This is a genomic window from Bowmanella dokdonensis, from assembly GCF_017254865.1.
GTDB lineage: Bacteria > Pseudomonadota > Gammaproteobacteria > Enterobacterales > Alteromonadaceae > Bowmanella > Bowmanella dokdonensis.
In genome coordinates this window covers 444,754-462,211 of sequence record NZ_JAFKCV010000002.1, presented here as the reverse complement: position 1 = coordinate 462,211, position 17,458 = coordinate 444,754, and the positions used below count along the sequence as shown (strand labels likewise).

Sequence of the window (17,458 nt, the reverse complement as noted above, 5' to 3'; positions counted from 1 at the left end):
CCGCCTGAGTAGGTAAAGATTGTTTAAATTCGCTGGCTGCAGAGGCCCTTGCTGATAATCTGGCCATATACAGGGTGGATGGCGATGACTTCACCCCCGGAATTGGACCACTCGTCGAGTCTGGCTGCCTGGCCTGATCATACTTATGCCAAAGTCCGTACCCTGTTAATCATGTTGTTGTTTTTCTACACGTTAGGGGTTACTGAATGAAATTTTTCTTGCCTGCGTTGTGCGGTTGCGGGCTGCTGTTCATGTCGCTGGCCAGCCATCAGACGGTGGCGCAGGTCAGGGAAAGCCGGCCCGTACAGGTCGTGGTCAAACCCGTGCAATTTGAACACGAGCGTACCCGGGTAGAGGCCGTAGGCACGGCGGAGGCAGAGCGGTCGGTCGTGCTGTACCCGGCGGTAGCCGACCGGGTCACGGCTGTGAATTTCAAACCCGGTGACAAAGTGGAAAAGGGCCAGGTGCTGGTACAACTGGATGCCAGACGCCAGCGTGTAGCTTTGGACAGAGCGAAGATCCTGCTTGAGGATGCGGAACGCACCGTCAGCCGTCTGGCCGACAGTCGCAGGCAGGGAGCCATTCCGCAAAGCCAGTTGGATGATGCGGTCACCCTGCGGGATCTGGCCAAGGTGGAGCTGGCCCAGGCCAGGACCGAACTGGAGGACCGCCAGGTGGTGGCTCCCTTCGATGGCGTGGTGGGGCTGACTGATGTGGAGCTTGGCGACAGAATCACCCTGCAGACGGCTATCACCAGTATTGACAGCCGGCGTTCACTGTTTATCAATTTTCGCGCTCCGGAGGCGGCGCTGGATCTGCTGTTGAGTCAGGCCACACTGTCCGTCCAACCCTGGCAGAGCCCCGATGCGCCCCTGGAAGCCAAGGTGGCAGAGGTGGACTCGCGTATCGACAGTGAAACCCGCACAGTGCGGGCCAGGGCCGTGATAGACAATAAGGATGATCAATACCGCCCCGGTATGAGTTTTCGTGTCAACCTGGAACTGGCCGGTCGGCAATACGCCGCAATTCCTGAAGCCGCCCTGTTATGGGGAGCGACCAGTGCCTATGTATGGAAAGTGGAACAGGGTAAGGCTAAACAGGTGGATATTCAGATCCGCCAGAGGCTGCAGGGACGGCTGCTGGTATCCGGGGATCTGGCTCGCGATGATGTGCTGATTGTCGAGGGGGTACAAAGTCTGCGTGAAGGACAGGCCATTACCTACAGTGCAGGCCAGGGGGCCGCACAATGAGCTTACAACACTATCTGCAGACCAGTGACCTGCCGTCCCTGTCCATTCGCCGGCCGGTGCTGATTGTGGTGCTCAACCTGTTGATTATTATCGCCGGGTTTGCCGCCATCAATGGCGTGGAGGTGCGCGAACTGCCGGATGTGGACAGGCCCATAGTAACGGTCACCGCCGCCTTTCCCGGTGGATCCCCTGAGACGGTGGATACGGAGGTGACCAGTCGTCTGGAAGGGGCCGTGGCAAGGGTAAGCGGGGTCAAGTCAATCCGTGCCCAGAGTGAGGAAGGCAGTTCGCGTATTGTGGTGGAATTTCGTCCCGGCGTGGATCTTGACGATGCCGCCAATGAGACACGTGAGTCGGTCAGTCGCGTGCAAAGGGAATTGCCCGATGATGTGGAACGTTTGGCCATTATCAAAGCGGATAACGATGCGGAATCTGTGGTCAGCCTGACGGTGTCCAGTGAGGTCATGGAGCTTGAGCAACTGACCGAAGTGGTGGAAACGGATCTGGCGCCGCAGTTTCTGAGCATTCCCGGCGTCGCCGATGTCAGGCTCAACGGTGACCGGGAGCGGGTGCTGAGGGTCATGCTGGATCCCCTGCGCCTGACCAGTTTCGGCCTGGCGATAACCGATGTGGCCGTCGTGCTCAGGCAGGCGCCTTTCGATGTACCGGCCGGGAGCCTGCGCTCCACCGATCAGCAATTGATCGTGCGCGCTGATGCGACCTCCGTCAGTGCTGAGCAGGTGGAAAATATCATTATCCGCGGAGATACCCGCATCGGTGATGTGGCCTCGGTGTACTTTGGCCCTGCTGATGCGCGCAGCTTCGTGCGCCTGGACGGCAAGCCTGTTATCGGGCTGGAGATTATCCGCCAGGCCCAGTCCAACACCATAGAAATCTCCGATGAGGTGCTGGCCATGGTCAGTCGCCAAAAAAGCCGCTTCCCGGATCTGCAACTGAGGGTGACATCGGACGACGCGGAGTTTATCCGTGGCTCGGTGGAAGAGGTCATCACCTCCCTGGGCATGACAGTATTGCTGGTGATCGCCACCTTATGGGTCTTTATCGGCTCCTGGCGCGCCACCATAGTACCGGCCTTATCTATTCCGGTCGCATTGGTTGGTTCCCTTGCCATCATCTGGATGATGGGTTTTTCGGTGAATATCCTGACCTTGCTGGCGTTGGTGCTGGCCACCGGCCTGATTGTGGATGATGCCATCGTGGTGTCGGAAAACATCCAGCGGCGCCGCGGCATGGGGCTTGGACCTCGCGCGGCGGCGGTAGTGGGCTCCAGGGAAGTATTCTTTGCGGTGGTGGCGACCACTGCGGTGCTGGCCGCCGTGTTTGTGCCCATTGCCTTTTTGCCTTCTACTGCGGGCCGCTTGTTCCGGGAATTTGGCGGCGTACTGGCCGGGGCGGTCATTATCTCGTCCTTCGTGGCCCTGTCACTGGTACCGGCGCTGACGGCCCGCCTGCCGTTGAAGAAAAAAGACAACGGCAACTGGTTTGCCCCAATGGGTCACCGTCTGCTTAAAGGCTACAGCAAAACCCTGCATTGGGTGCTGGATCATGCCTGGCTGTCCTTTTTTGTCTGCCTGCTGGCGGCGACAGCCGCATCCCTGGTCTATCTGAAACTGGACAATGAGCTGCTGCCCAGCGAGGATCGCGGCTCCATTCGTATTTTTGCCCGGGGGCCGGATGGCGTAGGGCTGAATTTTATGGACAGACAGGCGCGCAAGATGGAAGAAGTGCTGCTCCCCTATGTTAACGACGGCGATATCGAGTCCATCTATACGGTAGTGGGTCAGTGGGATCCCAATATCGTCTTTATTACCGTGCCCCTGGCCAACTGGAGTGAAAGAGAGCGTTCGCAGCAACAGATCATCGAACAGATCCGCCAGCCATTGGGGGACATCCCCGGCGCGCCGGCCAGGGCCTTTGGCTCCAACAGCCTGAATCTGCGCGGGCAGGGGGGCGGCATCGAACTGGCCCTGACCGGAGAGTCCTATGAGAGGATTTACGCGGCCGCTTTGGAGTTTGCCAAAGCCATCGAACAGCGGCTGCCCCAGCTTGGCAAGCCGGATATCTCCTACCAGCCCACCCAGCCGCAGCTTCGGGTCAATATCGACAGGCGCCGGGCCGAGGAGCTGGATGTGCCGCTGTCTGATATTGCCACCACCTTGCGGGCGGCCATCAACGGTGACGACATCGCCGATCTGAATGTGGGTGATCAGTCCATTCCCATCATGTTGCAGGCTCAGGCGCAGACCATCAATGATCCGTCTGACCTGGCCAATCTCTATGTGGCATCCCGTGGCGGAAACCTGGTGCCCTTGTCCAGCCTGGCCAGTATCTCCGAAGAAGGGGTAGCCGCCGAACTCGAACGCCACGCCCAGCGCCGGGCCATTGAGATCGATATGGAACTGCCCGAGGAACTGCCCATCGACCAGGCGGTGGAGCAAATCCGCGGCCTGGCCGAACAAGTGCTGCCCACCAATATCGGTTTAGTGTTCCAGGGGGAGGCCCTGACCTATGAAGAAACGGCCAGGGAGGTCATGCTGACCTATGTTCTGGCCTTTATTATCGTATTGCTGGTGCTGGCGGCGCAGTTTGAGAGTGTCAACAGTGCAGTGGTGGTGATGCTGACCGTGCCGTTCGGCATCGCCGCTGCCCTGCTGGCTTTATTCCTGACCGGGACCTCCATCAATATCTATTCACAGATTGGCCTGGTGATGCTGATTGGCCTGCTGGCAAAGAATTCCATTTTGCTGGTGGAGTTTGCCGATCAGCTCAGGGATAAGGGGCTGTCGGTCAGAGAAGCGGTGGAAAAAGCTGCCGCTATCCGCCTGCGCCCCATTGCCATGACCTTGTTCTCCACCATCCTCGGCGGCCTGCCGTTGATCCTCTCGGTGGGCGCCGGCGCCGAGGCCAGGAACGCCATCGGCTGGGTAGTGTTTGGGGGACTGGGCTTCGCCGTGGTTTTTACCCTCTACCTGACTCCGGTGCTGTACCTGGCCCTGGCCCGTTTCACCAGACCCCGTGCCGACGAGAGTCAGCGACTGGAGCAGGAACTGGACAAAGTGGAGTCACTGGAGCACTGATCTGACTGGCAAGATGGGCCTGGCCGACTAAAATGAGGGCCACCTTCAGTGGAACAGGGTCAAACCATGTACGGATTGATCGGCAAGATAAAAGCTCTGCCCGGAAAAAGAGAGCCACTTATTGATCTGCTGCTCGAAGGAAGTGAGATGCCCGGCTGCCTCAGTTATGTGGTGGCAAGGGATCCCATCGAGCCGGATAATCTCTGGATTACCGAGGTCTGGGACTGTCAGGAAAGTCGCCAGGCCTCATTAAGCCTGCCTGTTGTGCAACAGACGATGGAAAAGAGCCAGGCTCTAATTGCCGGCTTCGAGCAGCATGTGCAGACCCGCCCGGTGGGAGGCCAGGGGCTGGCGCATTCAGGCTAAGCCCGGTTGAATTCTCAACTGGTCTATCGACTGGCCGCCGACCTTCTGCTGTGTGTCCATGTGGCCTGGGTTCTGTTTATCGTCCTTGGCCTGTTGCTGATCTATGCAGGCCACTGGCGCAACTAGCGCTGGGTGTATAATCCCTGGTTCCGCCTGCTGCATCTGCTGGCCATTCTGATCGTCACATTTCAGGCCTGGCTCGGCCTCCTCTGCCCCCTGACGACCTGGGAAATGGCCCTTAGGGACCAGGGTGGCGACGCCGTCTACCAGGGATCTTTTATTGCCCATTGGCTGGGAAGACTGATTACATACCAACCGGATTAATCTTTAGTGCACTCAGCGAAAGTCAAAGTGTTCGATACCAAGGCGACCGTATGAAGGTCTAGTGGCGCTAAATCGAATACGGGCAACACAGGTAGCGGGCACTTTGGCTTCGCCCGCAGGGAGCGTCCAGAAAGCATTATCTCTGCGTTCCAGCCTCTTGACATAGAGCCACTATGCCTTCGAGGCTGCGCCTTGAGCTAATCCTTTCTGGTCAGCTCTGAATGCACTAAAGATTAATCCGGTTGGTATTATTATCAGGCGCCGGCCTGGGTCTTCACACTGGGATACAGCCTCTTTGCCCTGCTGGTGGCCATCAGTTGGTTCTGGGTCAAACCCAGACCTTTGTGAATACTATCTCCCTGAGACTCACTACTCCGGGGTTCAGTCCGGCTGACGACGCCAATACAGCGTGAAACTGACCAGTTTATGCGGGGTTTTCTGCCACCGAATTAGTGAATTTGACTAAGACCTGGCAAGGAGTGTTTATAACGTGTTGATAAATAAAGAGTAAATCACTGGCCTGAGATTTGCTGAACTGAATCTGTACCACCTTCAAGGATAACAATATGTATACAGATGAAGATTTAAGCTGTGCCGCCCGCCATGGGATACTGACCCAGGAGTCGGTAGCCGCTTTTCGCACATATATACAACAGAAAAATCACCAGCTTCAGCAGGATCAGGAAAATTTCCGGCTGCTCGCCGGCTTCAACGATATTTTCGTCGTTATCGCCTGTGGATTGTTGCTGGCATCCATTGGCTGGATCACCCAGTACACTGGTCACTTCACCGGCGCGCTGGTATTTTCTGCCGTCGCCTGGGGGCTGGCGGAGTTCTTTGTTCGTCGCCGCCGGATGGCGTTACCGGCCATCGGCCTGTTGCTGGCATTTCTTGGCGGCATCTTTGCCGCGCCATTACTCTTTGTCGGCCAGCCGGACGAAGCTGTTCTCATGCTGTCTGGTCTGTTGACGGCCGGGGCAGCCTTCTTGCACTGGCGCCGCTTCAGGGTGCCCATCACTGTGGCGGCGGCGGTGGCCGCGGTCCTGGTGGGCCTGTTCGCCCTGCTGATGCTGAACTTTTCCGGTTTGCATCAGTGGCTGGAGCAGATCGTGCTGGTCGGCGGTCTGCTGACCTTCGCCCTGGCAATGATCTGGGATGCGTCTGACAAGCTGCGGGTCACGCGCCGCTCGGATGTGGCGTTCTGGCTGCACCTGCTTGCCGCCCCCATGCTGGTGCATCCGATCTTCTCTGTGATGGGGATACTGGAGGGGGCAGCCCAGATCAACAGCATGGTGTCGGTGCTGGCTTTGTATCTGCTGCTGGCGCTGATCTCCCTGGCGGTGGACCGCCGGGCCCTGATGGTGTCGGCACTGGGTTACGTACTTTACGCCCTGTCCAACCTGTTCGATACCTTCGGGATGGTGCAGGTAAACTTTGCCCTGACCGGTGTTTGTATCGGCAGTGCCCTGCTGTTGTTGTCCGCCTTCTGGCAACAGGCCAGGGTACTGGTATGCCGGTTGTTGCCTGTGAGCCTGCAACAAAGGTTGCCTCGCGCACTGAATGATTAGATTACGAGCACCATTCCGTCTTGGCTGAGGATTTTAAGCGGGCTCTGGCGGTCATTGCCCCACCCTTCGGTGCTCTGACCCGCCAGCCCTCTACTGACAAAAAGCCGCCGGTTGGCGGCTCTTTGCGTTTTCTTCGGCGTTCAGAGTCCGGAAGGATAGGTGTCCTGCTCGCCACTGACCCATTCAGATTCAGGGTCCAGTGGTTCAATGGCCTGCGTCTGGTCGAAGTGCAGCAGGGCATCGAACTGATCCGGCAGTTCGCAGTGAAAATAGTGACTGGCCCGCTCGGACTCCGGCAGATAGAGGACACCTATGGCCCGTTGCAGCCTGGGCTCGCCAAGCACCTCGGCCACAGGTCCTGTCATGGGTAGATAAAAGCAGTCCAGACCGGTCTGATGAAACAGGTTTTCGATACTGCCTTTGAGTGAAGGGCGCACTCTCTTGCGCTCACCCGGCCCGTCCCACTCGGAGGCCGCGGTGACCGTTCCCTGGTGGGTTGTCAAACCTATCAGGTGGGATCGCTGGCCCGCGCTCTGTCTGACCAGTTGGCCCAGGTTGTGCTCACCGCGCTTGCCCATCTCCGTGGCCCTGGCATCGCCAAGGTGTGAATTATGAGCCCAGATGACGATTCTGGCCGGCTGAGAGAGACGTCCGGACAGATACCGGTGCAGTTCCTGCAATGTCTCAAACATGTGGCTGTCGCGCAGGTTCCAGGTGCTGATCCTGGGATTGAACATTTGCCGGTAATATTGTTCTGCACTTTTAACCAGCCTGGCATTTTGTTCCGCCTCGAACTGTTCATCCTGTGAACGCTGATCATCCGGCTTGGCATAGCAAAGCGCACGGTCGCGTATATTCAGTAACTGCTGGACCACTTCGTCCTCGCAGGAAGGCCGCTGCCCCAGCGTCACCCCATAACCATAACGTCGTTCACTGCCGGTATGGTTCAGGCAGCCATAGCGTTCCCGGGCCAGCGTTGCAGCGTCCGGGTCCACCTTGTCCAGGTATTCCAGTACGGCGGCCACTGACTCGTACAGGCTGTACATATCCAGACCGTAAAAGCCCACCTGCTGTTTTTCAGGCAGACCACGGTTGTACTCACGCAGCCACTGGATAAACCCAAGCATGGGAGTATTGCGCCACATCCACAGGGGAAAGCGCCGGAAGTCCGACAGGGCGTCATTGGCATTGCTGTCATGGCCCTGCCAGCGGATAAAGCGATTGACCCTGGCCGCACTGGGCCAGTCTCCCTCAATGGCGATGGCGTTGATCTGCCGATCCAGGATAAGGCGTTTGCTGATCTCGATCCTGGCCTGATAGAACTCATGGGTACCATGGCTGGCTTCGCCCAGCAGGATAAACTGCTTATCCACCAGACTGTCCAGCAGGGGGTGATAGTTTCCCCCGGGGCCGTCAAGGGGCCAGGCGGCTTGGCGGATCTGCCCGGCTAAATCCTCTACAAATGGCTGCATCTTGTTACCTCCCTGCTGCTTGATAGGGTTGCAATGTCCGGGCCTGTGACAAGAGCTCCAGCACCTCAGCGTCAGAGGTCTGGTCAAAGTTCTCATACCACTGACCCACGGATTGAAAGGGGGTGGGGCTGTGCAGGCAGACCAGGTTGTCCACCAGTTTGCCCAGGGCTTGCAGGCTGTCGCGGGCGGCCAGGGGGACTGCCACAACCAGTTCAGAAGCCCCCTGGCGACGTACCGCCTCCACCGCTGCCTGCATGGTGGCACCCGTGGCCAGTCCATCATCAACCAGCAACACGCAATGTCGCCGCAGATCCGGCCAGGGCCGCTCACCCCGGTAAACTTTTTCCCGCCTGGCCAGTTCCTGTTGCTCCCGGATGACGACCCCTTCGATGGCCTCTGCATCGATACCGTAGTAACTGATCACTGCCTCGTTGAGGATACGCACCCCGCCACTGGCGATGGCGCCCATGGCATATTCTTCATGTAAAGGCAGTCCCAGTTTGCGCACCAGCATCACATCCAGCGGTGCACAAAGGGCTTTGGCCACCTCGAAGGCCACCGGGATCCCGCCCCTGGGCAGGCCCAGCACCAGCAGATCGTCTCGCTGACGGTAATCCTGCAGATGCTCGGCAAGTCGCCGCCCTGCAGAGCGTCTGTCACTGATTAATGCTTGCATGATAGGTTGCCCCTGGTTAGATGGGGTGGCCTTAATCTCATAAGCCGCCATCCATGAAACTATAGAAAAGGGCAGGGGGCCGTGGCAAAAAGAGGGCTGTGTTGTCAGCTTTACTGGTGCAAAGGAAAGCGGCGCTCAGTAGTAGTGCTGCTGCAGAAAATCCAGCATTTGCTGCTCATCCACCAGTTGCAGGGTACCGGCGGCAAATCTGTCCAGGGCCTGCTGATCGGGAAAACTGAAATACTGCCCTTTCCCCGACTGGGGGCGGGTGACCGGGCAGGTGCCTGTGGCCAGCATGTCTACCACTTTGAGCAGCTCCTGACAGCCCTCCCGATAGAGCTCAAGGACATGTAGCAGGTAGCATTTTTCTCTGTCTACCGGCAGATATGTGCAAGAGATGATGTCCCCGGCATCGATAGCCGGGTCCTGGATATAGTGACAGGTGGTGCCAAGTTGCGGCTCGCCATTGAGCATGGCCCAGAAGCTGGCCATCACCCCGCGGTAAGCGGGCAACAGCCCGGAATGCAGGTTGACCACCCCGAAACGGGGCAGGGCAATCACCGCTTCTTTTAGGATCACCCCGTAGCGGATGCTTAGGATCAGATCCGGGGCCAGAGCGCGGACTTTTTCCACTCCCTGCTCAGTATTGATATCGTTAAGATCTTCGGCCGGACCCGCCAGATGGCGATGCATCTGCCCGAAGCTCAGATATTTGCCCGGCCTGGTTTCAGGGGCGGGCAAATGGGGAAACAGCAGCCTGTTGGGCAGATCCTGCTCGAAGAACTTCAGCCTGCGCATCCCGGCCAGGGGACTGGGCGCGCCGCCGACCCGGGAGGACAACATCAGGCTGAGGCTGTGCTGGGCAAGGTTTGGCAACAGCAGGTTCAGCGCTACGTTACTGGCAAGATCGCGGTTGGCAAGGATCAGGATATTCATCCGGTATCCCCCTGCGGCTGAGGCGTCAGGATAAAGCGTTCAACCACCTTGCCTGCGGCCAGAATCTGGGAATCCCTCACTGCCCCCATGGCCCGAATCAGTCCGCCGGAGGCCTGGTTGTCCTGATAGCAATGAATATGCACCTGATCGATACCCAGTTTGCGAGCCTGTTCCAGCGTCAGTGCCAGCAAAGCTCTGCCCAATCCCTGTCCACGCCTAGAAGGCCGGATACCAAGGCCAATATGTCCGCCTACTTCGCGGATTTGCTCATTAAGACAGTGACGCAGGTTGCTCACGCCAAGCAACTGCTCCTGCTCAACCAGCCAGAAGGTACTGGATGGCACAGAGCCGGCAGGAAGATTGATACCCCGGCTGATATCGTCCAGGCGATGGAGCAGGGCCGGGAAATCTTCACAGGGCAGATCCATTACAAAGGGATAGCGTTCTTCCTCGCCCATCTCGCGGATATAGGCCAGATAGCTTTCACGAAAGCGCAAGTGGGGTCTGATCAACTGCATGGCGTCTATACCAACCGTATTACACCCGTGTCTCGTCCGTGGCGGATTGCTGATTCAGCAGCCTGGCCAGCACAAACAGCCAGTCTGACAGGCGATTGAGATATTGCAGGCACACCGCCGGGACCTCTCTTTGCTGGGCCAGCTCGACCATACGTCGCTCCGCACGCCTGGCAACTGTGCGGCAGATATGGGCCTGGGCTGCACCAAGGCAACCGCCCGGTAAAATAAAGTGGGTTTGCACGGGCAGTATTGCCTGCCACTCATCTATCTGCTGCTCAAGGCGCGTCACCGCCTGGTGGGTCAGATTACTGCTGGCAGAGAGGGCAAAGCCAATCTGGAACAGCTCCCTTTGCACCTGCAGGACTGCATCAAGCTGATCCAGTTCCTTGAGCTGGGCGGCTAACAAGCCCAGATGGGCATTGAGTTCATCCAGGCTGCCGTAACATTCCAGCACGATATCCTGTTTCCCCAGCCGCTGTGGTTTGTCCACATAGATCTGGGTGGAGCCGCTGTCACCTCCTTTGGTATAGATCTTCATTGGGCGGCCTCTGCCAGTGGGGGTGCCGGACGGTGATAGCGGCGAAGCTGCACCACCATGCCGAACATGGGGTGATCGAAATAATGGATCTGATTACTGATAATACGCCTGAGCTGATCAAACGGCAGCCCGTATAACTGGTACTGGGGAGCATGAGTGGCGTCCAACGCTGGGTCCAATTCCGCTGGGATGCGGGCGGCCTGAGTTTCCATCAGGCCCGGCGGCCCCTCCTTGCGATACACCAAATCGGTGTCAATATGCAGATAGGGCACCCGGTTGAAGTATTGCAGGTAAACTTTGAAATTGCCGTCCAGTTCCCAGAGTTCACCGACTTGCTGCATATTGTCCTGCGTGCGCATCCTGTCGACCTTCAGGACCAGCGGCTCGGCCAGCGCCCGGGTGATTCTGTCGAGCAGTGACTGCTGGTCGAGGTCCGTTTCTGCCACCGTCGTGTCAACCTTTTCTTCACCTAATGGATAGCCGTCCACGCCATACACTCTGGAGAAGTTGGTCCCCCCAAATAAGCGAAAGCTCTGGGCGCGGCTCTTGCCAAACAACACCTCCTGGCGCCAGGCCAGATGCAGCAGGGGTTGAATGCCTCGTTGGCGGTGCAGGTCGCGGGCCAGATCGCGCAGTTTGAATTCGCTGCCCGGCAACAGATGAGCCGATTGCGGGTAGTCGACCAGCTTGCCGCTGAGCACTACCGGTACGTTAGCTATAAAAGTCCTGGGTTGTGGGGCTGGAAATAGCAGATCGGCAAGCATGGTCTGCTCAAATTCATACTGGCAGCCGGCCTGCAGCAGTCCTGACCAGTTTCCCACTGCGACCTTGGCGGGCAGGTTTATTGAAGACTGTCCCATCAGAGACGTGCTACTTTGGGGCTGGGGCACATTTTGCAGGGCCGATTTGAGCTCTGCCTGCAACGTCTCGTCAACCAGGGGAAAGGACTCGACCGGCTCATCGCTGCTGGGGGTGCACATAGGCAGGGCGGCACGCAAAGCGCGGATATCCGGCAGCAGATAAGAGCTGATCAGGTCCACCGAACGGCCGGTTTCAGGCACAGGCACAGGCTGGACAAAAAGCTCATCCAATCGCTCCAGCGCCTGATCCTGTTTATACAACAGGATCTCCACGTCGAACCACCATTCCTTGTCCTGCGCCTGCAGGGGCAGAGTGGCAACAGCCAATCCCATTCCCAGCAAACAAGCACGTATCGGTCTATTCATCAGGCCGCCTGTAATTGTTGTTTGAATTCTTCCAGCATGGTCTCCACCAGTTTAACACGCTCCTGATGAGCATCGGTGTGGATGGCAAACTTAAGCTTCTGCGGCCCGTCCAGCCGGTAGATCTTCGGTTGAGCCTGGATCAGGCGGATAATAAAGCCCGGGTCGATGCGGGTGTCCTGAGCGAATTCGACAAAACCGCCCTGGGCGCTGGCTTCAATTCTGTTGATCCCCACCTGCCGGGCGGCCAGTTTAAGCTGGGTCAGTTTAAGCAGGTTTTTGGCCGCGTCGGGCAGCAGGCCGAAACGGTCGATGAGTTCCACCTGGACCTCGTCCAGGTCCTCCACCGATTGACAGTTGGCGATCTTCTTGTACAGGGACAAACGGATATTCACGTCACCGATATAGTCCTCTGGCAACAGGGCGGGAATACGCAGCTCAATCTCGGTATGCTGACTCAGGGCATCATCCAGGGATGGCTCCTTACCCTGCTTGAGGGCTTCCACCGCCTTTTCCAGCATCTCCATGTATAACGAGAAGCCCACAGTGGCAATCTGGCCCGATTGTTCATCCCCGAGCAATTCACCGGCGCCACGGATTTCCAGATCATGGGTGGCCAGGGCAAAGCCGGCACCCAAATCTTCCAGAGAAGCGATGGCTTCCAGGCGTTTCTGGGCATCCCGGGTCATTCGCTTGGGGTGCGGGGTGAGCAGGTAGGCATAGGCCTGGTGATGGGAGCGTCCCACCCGGCCGCGCAACTGGTGTAACTGGGCCAGTCCCAGGTGATCGGCCCGGTCCATGATAATGGTGTTGGCCGAGGGCACATCGATACCGGTCTCGATTATAGTGGTGCAGACCAGCACATTAAAACGCTGGTGATAGAAATCCGACATGACCCGTTCCAGTTCCCTCTCACGCATCTGGCCATGGCCGACGCCCACTCTTGCCTCTGGCACAATTTCGGTAATCTCGGCAGCGGTTTTGTCGATGGTCTCCACTTCGTTGTGCAGGAAGTAGACTTGTCCGCCACGCAGGATCTCACGCATGATGGCCTCACGGATCAGAGGCTTGTCCCGCTGTCTGACAAAGGTTTTGATGGCCAGGCGTTTGGCCGGTGCCGTGGCGATGATCGACAGGTCACGCATGCCTGACAGGGCCATATTCAGTGTTCTGGGGATAGGTGTGGCGGTCAGGGTAAGAATGTCCACATCGGCGCGCAGGGCCTTGAATTTCTCTTTCTGCCGCACTCCGAACCTGTGCTCTTCGTCTATGATAACCAAGCCGAGATCGGCAAATTTGACGTCTTTTTGCAGCAGTTTATGGGTTCCAACCACAATATCCACTTTGCCTTCCTCCAGCGCCTCCAGGGTGCTTCTACTGTCCTTACCCGTGGAGAAGCGCGACATGACCTCAATCCGAAACGGCCAGTTGGCAAACCTGTCCCGGAAGTTCTCGAAGTGTTGCTGGGCCAGCAGGGTTGTGGGCACGAGGATGGCCACCTGCTTGCCGGCGTTGGCGGCAAGGAATGCTGCACGCATGGCCACTTCGGTCTTGCCGAAACCCACGTCGCCACATACCAGGCGGTCCATGGCCATGGGACTGCCCATGTCCTGGATCACCGCATTGATAGCCTGTTCCTGATCGGGGGTTTCCTCAAAGGGAAAACTGTCGGCAAAACTCTGGTATTCCGGCCAGTCTATCCTGATGGCGAAACCAGGTTTGGCCGCACGCCTGGCATACACATCCAGCAACTGGGCGGCGACGTCGCGTACCTTCTCGGCGGCTTTTTTGCGAGCCCGACTCCAGGCATCGGTGCCAAGATGGTGCAGGGGCGCATGATCAAGATCACCGCCGCTGTAACGGCTGATCAGGTGCAATGAGGACACCGGCACATAGAGTTTGGCCCCGTTGGCGTATTCTATGGTCAGATATTCGGTAGTCACACCGCCTGCATCCAGTGTCTGCAGGCCCAGATAGCGTCCTACACCATGTTCAAGATGCACCACCGGCTGACCTATATTCAGCTCGGCCAGATTGCGGATTACTGCCGCTTCGTCTGTGGCCTGCCGCTTGTCGCGCAGGCGCCGCTGGCTGATTTTATGGCCAAGCAGCTCGGTTTCAGTGATGAGTACCAGCCGTGCGTCTGCTTCCTCAAGCTCGAAGCTGTGCTCTGCGGCACTGATGATGACACCTGTGGGCTCATGGCTGGTCAGGAAGTCTTCCAGACTTTCAAAGGCTTTTGGCTGGCACTGGACCTTCTTCAAAAGCCCCAGCAGGCTCTCACGCCGGCCCTGGGATTCGACGCTGAACAGCACCTTGCTGCCTGCCTGCTGCCACTGGCTGAGTGATTGCTGCAAACTGACAAGGGGTGTCTTACTCTGGGGTTTGACGGCGATATCGCGGATGGCGCTGGTGGCAAAGTTAACACTGCCCGTCTTGTCCTGCAGGGTATTGTGATGCAGGGAAACCCGCGGCCAGGCTTTGAGATGGGCAAAGAGTTCGTCCACCTTGAGGTAGATTTCGGCCGGGGACAACAGGGGACGAAGTGGGTTATACCTATGCTGCTCAAACCGTTCATGCAAGTCAGCCCAGTAAAACTCGGCGGCATTGACCAGATCACCATGCATCAGCACCAAACTGTTGGGGTGCAGGTAGTCGAACAAGGTGGCTGTCTGCGCAAAAAACAGCGGCAGATAGTATTCCACTCCTGCCGGCATCAGGCCGTGGGTCACCTGATAGAACACCGAGTCTTTCGCATTGCTGGCGTCGAAGCGGTCGAGAAACTGACGACGGAACAATTCCAGAGCCGGCTTGTCGGTAGGAAACTCATGGGCAGGCAACAGGCGGATTTCCCTGACTTCCCTGGCCGAGCGCTGGCTGTCAGGATCGAACAAGCTGATACTGTCGATCTCGTCGTCAAACAGGTCGATGCGATAGGGGGCCTTACTGCCCATGGGGTAGAGATCGATAATGCTGCCGCGTATGGAGTATTCGCCGTGGCTGAGGACCTGATTGACCGCCGTATAGCCGGCTCTTTCCAGACCCCGGCGGAAGCTGTCCATTTCCAGGGGCTGGCCCTTCTTCAGCAGAAGCAGGTAGCGGGCCAGATAATCTTTGGGCGCCATCCGTTGCAGCAGGGTATTCACCGGCACCACATAGACACAGGGCTTTGGCTGGGTCAGGTGAAACAATGTCTCCAGGCGCTGGGAGATAATATCCTGGTGGGGTGAAAAGGTGTCGTAGGGCAGGGTTTCCCAGTCGGGAAATACCTTGACTTCTATTTCTCCCAGGAAACTTTCTATTTCCCGCGATAACTTCAGCGCCGAAGGCGTGTCGGCGGTGATCAGCAAAACGGATCCCTGCTGGTGCTTGGCGCTGCTGGCAATGGTCAGGGCCAGGCTGCTGCCCTGGAGGTTACCCCACTGCAGATGATCCCCGGATTTTTTTGGCAATGGGGGACTGAAAATACTCATGCTCATGCTGGCGTTTATTCACTCGGTGATTTGTTCTGGGCGCGTTTTCTCAGTTGCAGGGTCTGCAGGTGCAGGCTGGCACGTACCAGCAATTCCTGGTCCTCTTCCCGGATGCGATTGAAAAACAGCGAGATATGGTACTGATCATCGACTTTCTCGCAAGCGATAACTTCGCCGTAGCAGAACACGGCGGCGGCTTCTTCTTCCAGAAACAGGCGTAATTCGCAGTTGCGCTCCAGTTCTATCGGTTGTCCGCTGAGCAGGATGACGCCGCCCCCACCAAAGGCCTGGCTGCTGAACTGATGTTCGGCGGCCATTTGTTCGTGCAGGATGTAGGACATCATCAGATCGATCTTACGGGACTGGTGATTGAGGAACTTGACCAGATCGGCGGCATGCTCGCTCAGGTTACGCAGAGGACGCAGGGCGGCTGCATCCAGGGCTGAGAGTTCACTGGCAATACGAAAGGCATAGGGCATATGTTCGGCCAGTTGCTCCGGTGCAGGCAGCTCAAAGTCCTCTTCCAACAGGCGCATATTGACCTTCAGGGCATGCCGAATGCGAAAAAACTCATCGAATTGCTGTTTTTTCTGTTCCAGAGTCAATTTTTCCATGAAATCTCCATTGCTGGCCTGCCGGCCCGTCCCGGCATCAGGCCTTGATTGTCTGTAAGCTTACACCTATTATCGCCAATCATTAAACAGGACCTGAATGCGCCCGCCCGACAGCTAAGCACACCTAGATGGGACGGCCGCCAGCAAACCGGCCAACCATTCGGTACTCTAAATGTATTACCCAGTTTCTATCTTTATTGGACTTCGCTACGCCAGGACCCGTAAAGGCAATCCCTTTATCGCCTTTATCAACCTGTTTTCGGTAGCCGGCATTGCCCTGGGCCTGGCTGCCCTCATCACAGTGTCATCGGTCATGAACGGTTTCGAAGCTCAGTTAAAAAACCGTATTCTGGGGATTACGCCACATTTTCTGGTCAGGACTGCCGGTATCGACCCGGTCAGGCTGGATGCGATGGAAAAACTGCCCCATGTGGTTGACGCCTCACCGATGCTCGAGTCAGAAGGTTTACTGCAGGCTCCGGGTGCACTGCGCGGTGTCCTGGTTCAGGGGATAGACCCTGCGGCCGAGCCAGCTGACTCGGTCATCGGCCGGCATATGCTACTTGGCGAGCTCAGTAACCTTCAGCCCGGTGAGTACGGTCTGGTACTGGGGCGGCCACTGGCGGCTGCCCTGCAACTCGGGCTGGGCGACAGGGTAAGGCTGATTTCGGCGGCCGCCAGCGTCTATACCCCCTTTGGCCGGGTGCCAAGCCAGCGTCGGTTTCGCATCGTCGGCATATTTGATGTGGGCTCGGAACTGGATGACAAGGTGGTGCTGATTCACCTGCATGATGCCGCCCGACTGCAGCGCGGCGAAGCCGGGGAACTGGCTCAGACCAGGCTATATCTGGATGATGCCTTCGCCTGGCAACAGGTCAAAACTGAACTTGAAAAACTGGATCTGGAAAGTCGTAACTGGCGGGATCGCCAGGGCCCCTTGTTTGATGCGGTGAAAATGGAAAAGAACATGATGGCGCTGATGCTGGTACTGATCATCGCCGTGGCAGCGTTCAATATAGTGTCAGCCATGGTCATGGTGGTCACCGAAAAGCGCGGCGATATCGCTATCCTGCGCACCCAGGGGTTGCATGCTCCGGCCCTGATGCGGGTCTTTCTGGTCAGTGGTTTGTATAACGGACTCAAAGGTACCCTGATTGGCCTGTTCGGCGGTTGGCTGCTGGCCAGTCAGTTGAATAATCTGCTGCAACTGTTCGGTGTGCAACTGGTCAACGGACTGGAAGGCCAGGGGTTGCCTGTGGATCTGCGCTGGTCCCAGGTCTGGCTGATGGTTTGCCTGTCGCTGGTCCTGAGCCTGTTGGCTACCCTGTACCCTGCTTACCGGGCCATGCAGACGCAACCCGCCGCCGCTTTGCGGGATGAATAGCCGCGCACCGATAGTTTA

General features: G+C 57.6%; 14 protein-coding genes. 6 read left to right on the top strand and 8 right to left on the bottom strand.

What is annotated here, in order from left to right:
* The first annotated feature begins 206 nt into the window (after nucleotides 1-206).
* The 5 genes from J0A66_RS05310 (at nucleotide 207) to J0A66_RS05290 (ending at nucleotide 6,606) form a co-directional block, all read left to right on the top strand.
* A complete protein-coding gene (locus tag J0A66_RS05310) occupies nucleotides 207-1,250 on the top strand; it encodes an efflux RND transporter periplasmic adaptor subunit (protein ID WP_206572739.1) in 1,044 nt (347 codons plus the stop codon).
* A complete protein-coding gene (locus tag J0A66_RS05305; protein WP_206572738.1) occupies nucleotides 1,247-4,348 on the top strand; it encodes an efflux RND transporter permease subunit in 3,102 nt (1,033 codons plus the stop codon). The genes J0A66_RS05310 and J0A66_RS05305 overlap by 4 nt, the downstream gene beginning before the upstream one ends.
* A 66-nt stretch (nucleotides 4,349-4,414) precedes the next feature.
* Nucleotides 4,415-4,714, top strand: coding sequence for a putative quinol monooxygenase (locus tag J0A66_RS05300; RefSeq protein WP_206572737.1), 300 nt, complete (start codon nucleotides 4,415-4,417; stop codon nucleotides 4,712-4,714).
* Nucleotides 4,715-4,846: 132 nt separating this feature from the next.
* On the top strand, nucleotides 4,847-5,038 hold the full coding sequence (locus J0A66_RS23780) for a DUF2784 domain-containing protein (RefSeq protein ID WP_206572736.1): 192 nt from the start codon (nucleotides 4,847-4,849) through the stop codon (nucleotides 5,036-5,038).
* 566 nt (nucleotides 5,039-5,604) lie between these two features.
* Nucleotides 5,605-6,606, top strand: a complete 1,002-nt coding sequence (locus J0A66_RS05290; RefSeq protein WP_206572735.1) for a hypothetical protein — start codon at nucleotides 5,605-5,607, stop codon at nucleotides 6,604-6,606.
* A gap of 140 nt (nucleotides 6,607-6,746) precedes the next feature.
* On the opposite strand, the gene J0A66_RS05285 is transcribed toward J0A66_RS05290, so the two are convergent.
* The 8 genes from J0A66_RS05285 to J0A66_RS05250 all read right to left on the bottom strand — a co-directional run bounded on the left by J0A66_RS05285 (nucleotide 6,747) and on the right by J0A66_RS05250 (nucleotide 16,056).
* The gene (locus tag J0A66_RS05285; protein ID WP_206572734.1) at nucleotides 6,747-8,078 is read right to left on the bottom strand and encodes an erythromycin esterase family protein; all 1,332 of its coding nucleotides are present in this window, start codon (nucleotides 8,076-8,078) and stop codon (nucleotides 6,747-6,749) included.
* 4 nt (nucleotides 8,079-8,082) lie between these two features.
* The gene (locus tag J0A66_RS05280; RefSeq protein WP_206572733.1) at nucleotides 8,083-8,754 is read right to left on the bottom strand and encodes a phosphoribosyltransferase; all 672 of its coding nucleotides are present in this window, start codon (nucleotides 8,752-8,754) and stop codon (nucleotides 8,083-8,085) included.
* A 135-nt stretch (nucleotides 8,755-8,889) separates the two neighbouring features.
* A complete protein-coding gene (locus tag J0A66_RS05275) occupies nucleotides 8,890-9,690 on the bottom strand; it encodes a formyl transferase (protein ID WP_206572732.1) in 801 nt (266 codons plus the stop codon).
* Nucleotides 9,687-10,208, bottom strand: a complete 522-nt coding sequence (locus J0A66_RS05270) for a GNAT family N-acetyltransferase (protein WP_241264023.1) — start codon at nucleotides 10,206-10,208, stop codon at nucleotides 9,687-9,689. Before J0A66_RS05270 ends, J0A66_RS05275 begins: the two co-directional genes overlap by 4 nt.
* A 19-nt stretch (nucleotides 10,209-10,227) precedes the next feature.
* On the bottom strand, nucleotides 10,228-10,746 hold the full coding sequence (locus tag J0A66_RS05265; RefSeq protein WP_206572731.1) for a cob(I)yrinic acid a,c-diamide adenosyltransferase: 519 nt from the start codon (nucleotides 10,744-10,746) through the stop codon (nucleotides 10,228-10,230).
* A complete protein-coding gene (locus J0A66_RS05260; protein WP_206572730.1) occupies nucleotides 10,743-11,972 on the bottom strand; it encodes a CsiV family protein in 1,230 nt (409 codons plus the stop codon). Before J0A66_RS05260 ends, J0A66_RS05265 begins: the two co-directional genes overlap by 4 nt.
* Nucleotides 11,972-15,448: a transcription-repair coupling factor gene (gene mfd / locus J0A66_RS05255; RefSeq protein WP_206572729.1), complete on the bottom strand. Its 3,477-nt coding sequence runs from the start codon at nucleotides 15,446-15,448 to the stop codon at nucleotides 11,972-11,974. The genes J0A66_RS05260 and mfd overlap by 1 nt, the downstream gene beginning before the upstream one ends.
* Nucleotides 15,449-15,456: 8 nt before the next feature.
* Nucleotides 15,457-16,056 (bottom strand): PilZ domain-containing protein, encoded by a 600-nt coding sequence (locus J0A66_RS05250; RefSeq protein WP_206572728.1) that lies wholly within the window; start codon nucleotides 16,054-16,056, stop codon nucleotides 15,457-15,459.
* Nucleotides 16,057-16,228: 172 nt separating this feature from the next.
* Here J0A66_RS05250 and J0A66_RS05245 point away from each other — a divergent pair, with 172 nt between their 5' ends.
* Nucleotides 16,229-17,440 (top strand): lipoprotein-releasing ABC transporter permease subunit, encoded by a 1,212-nt coding sequence (locus J0A66_RS05245; protein ID WP_206572727.1) that lies wholly within the window; start codon nucleotides 16,229-16,231, stop codon nucleotides 17,438-17,440.
* The last annotated feature ends 18 nt before the right edge of the window (nucleotides 17,441-17,458 follow it).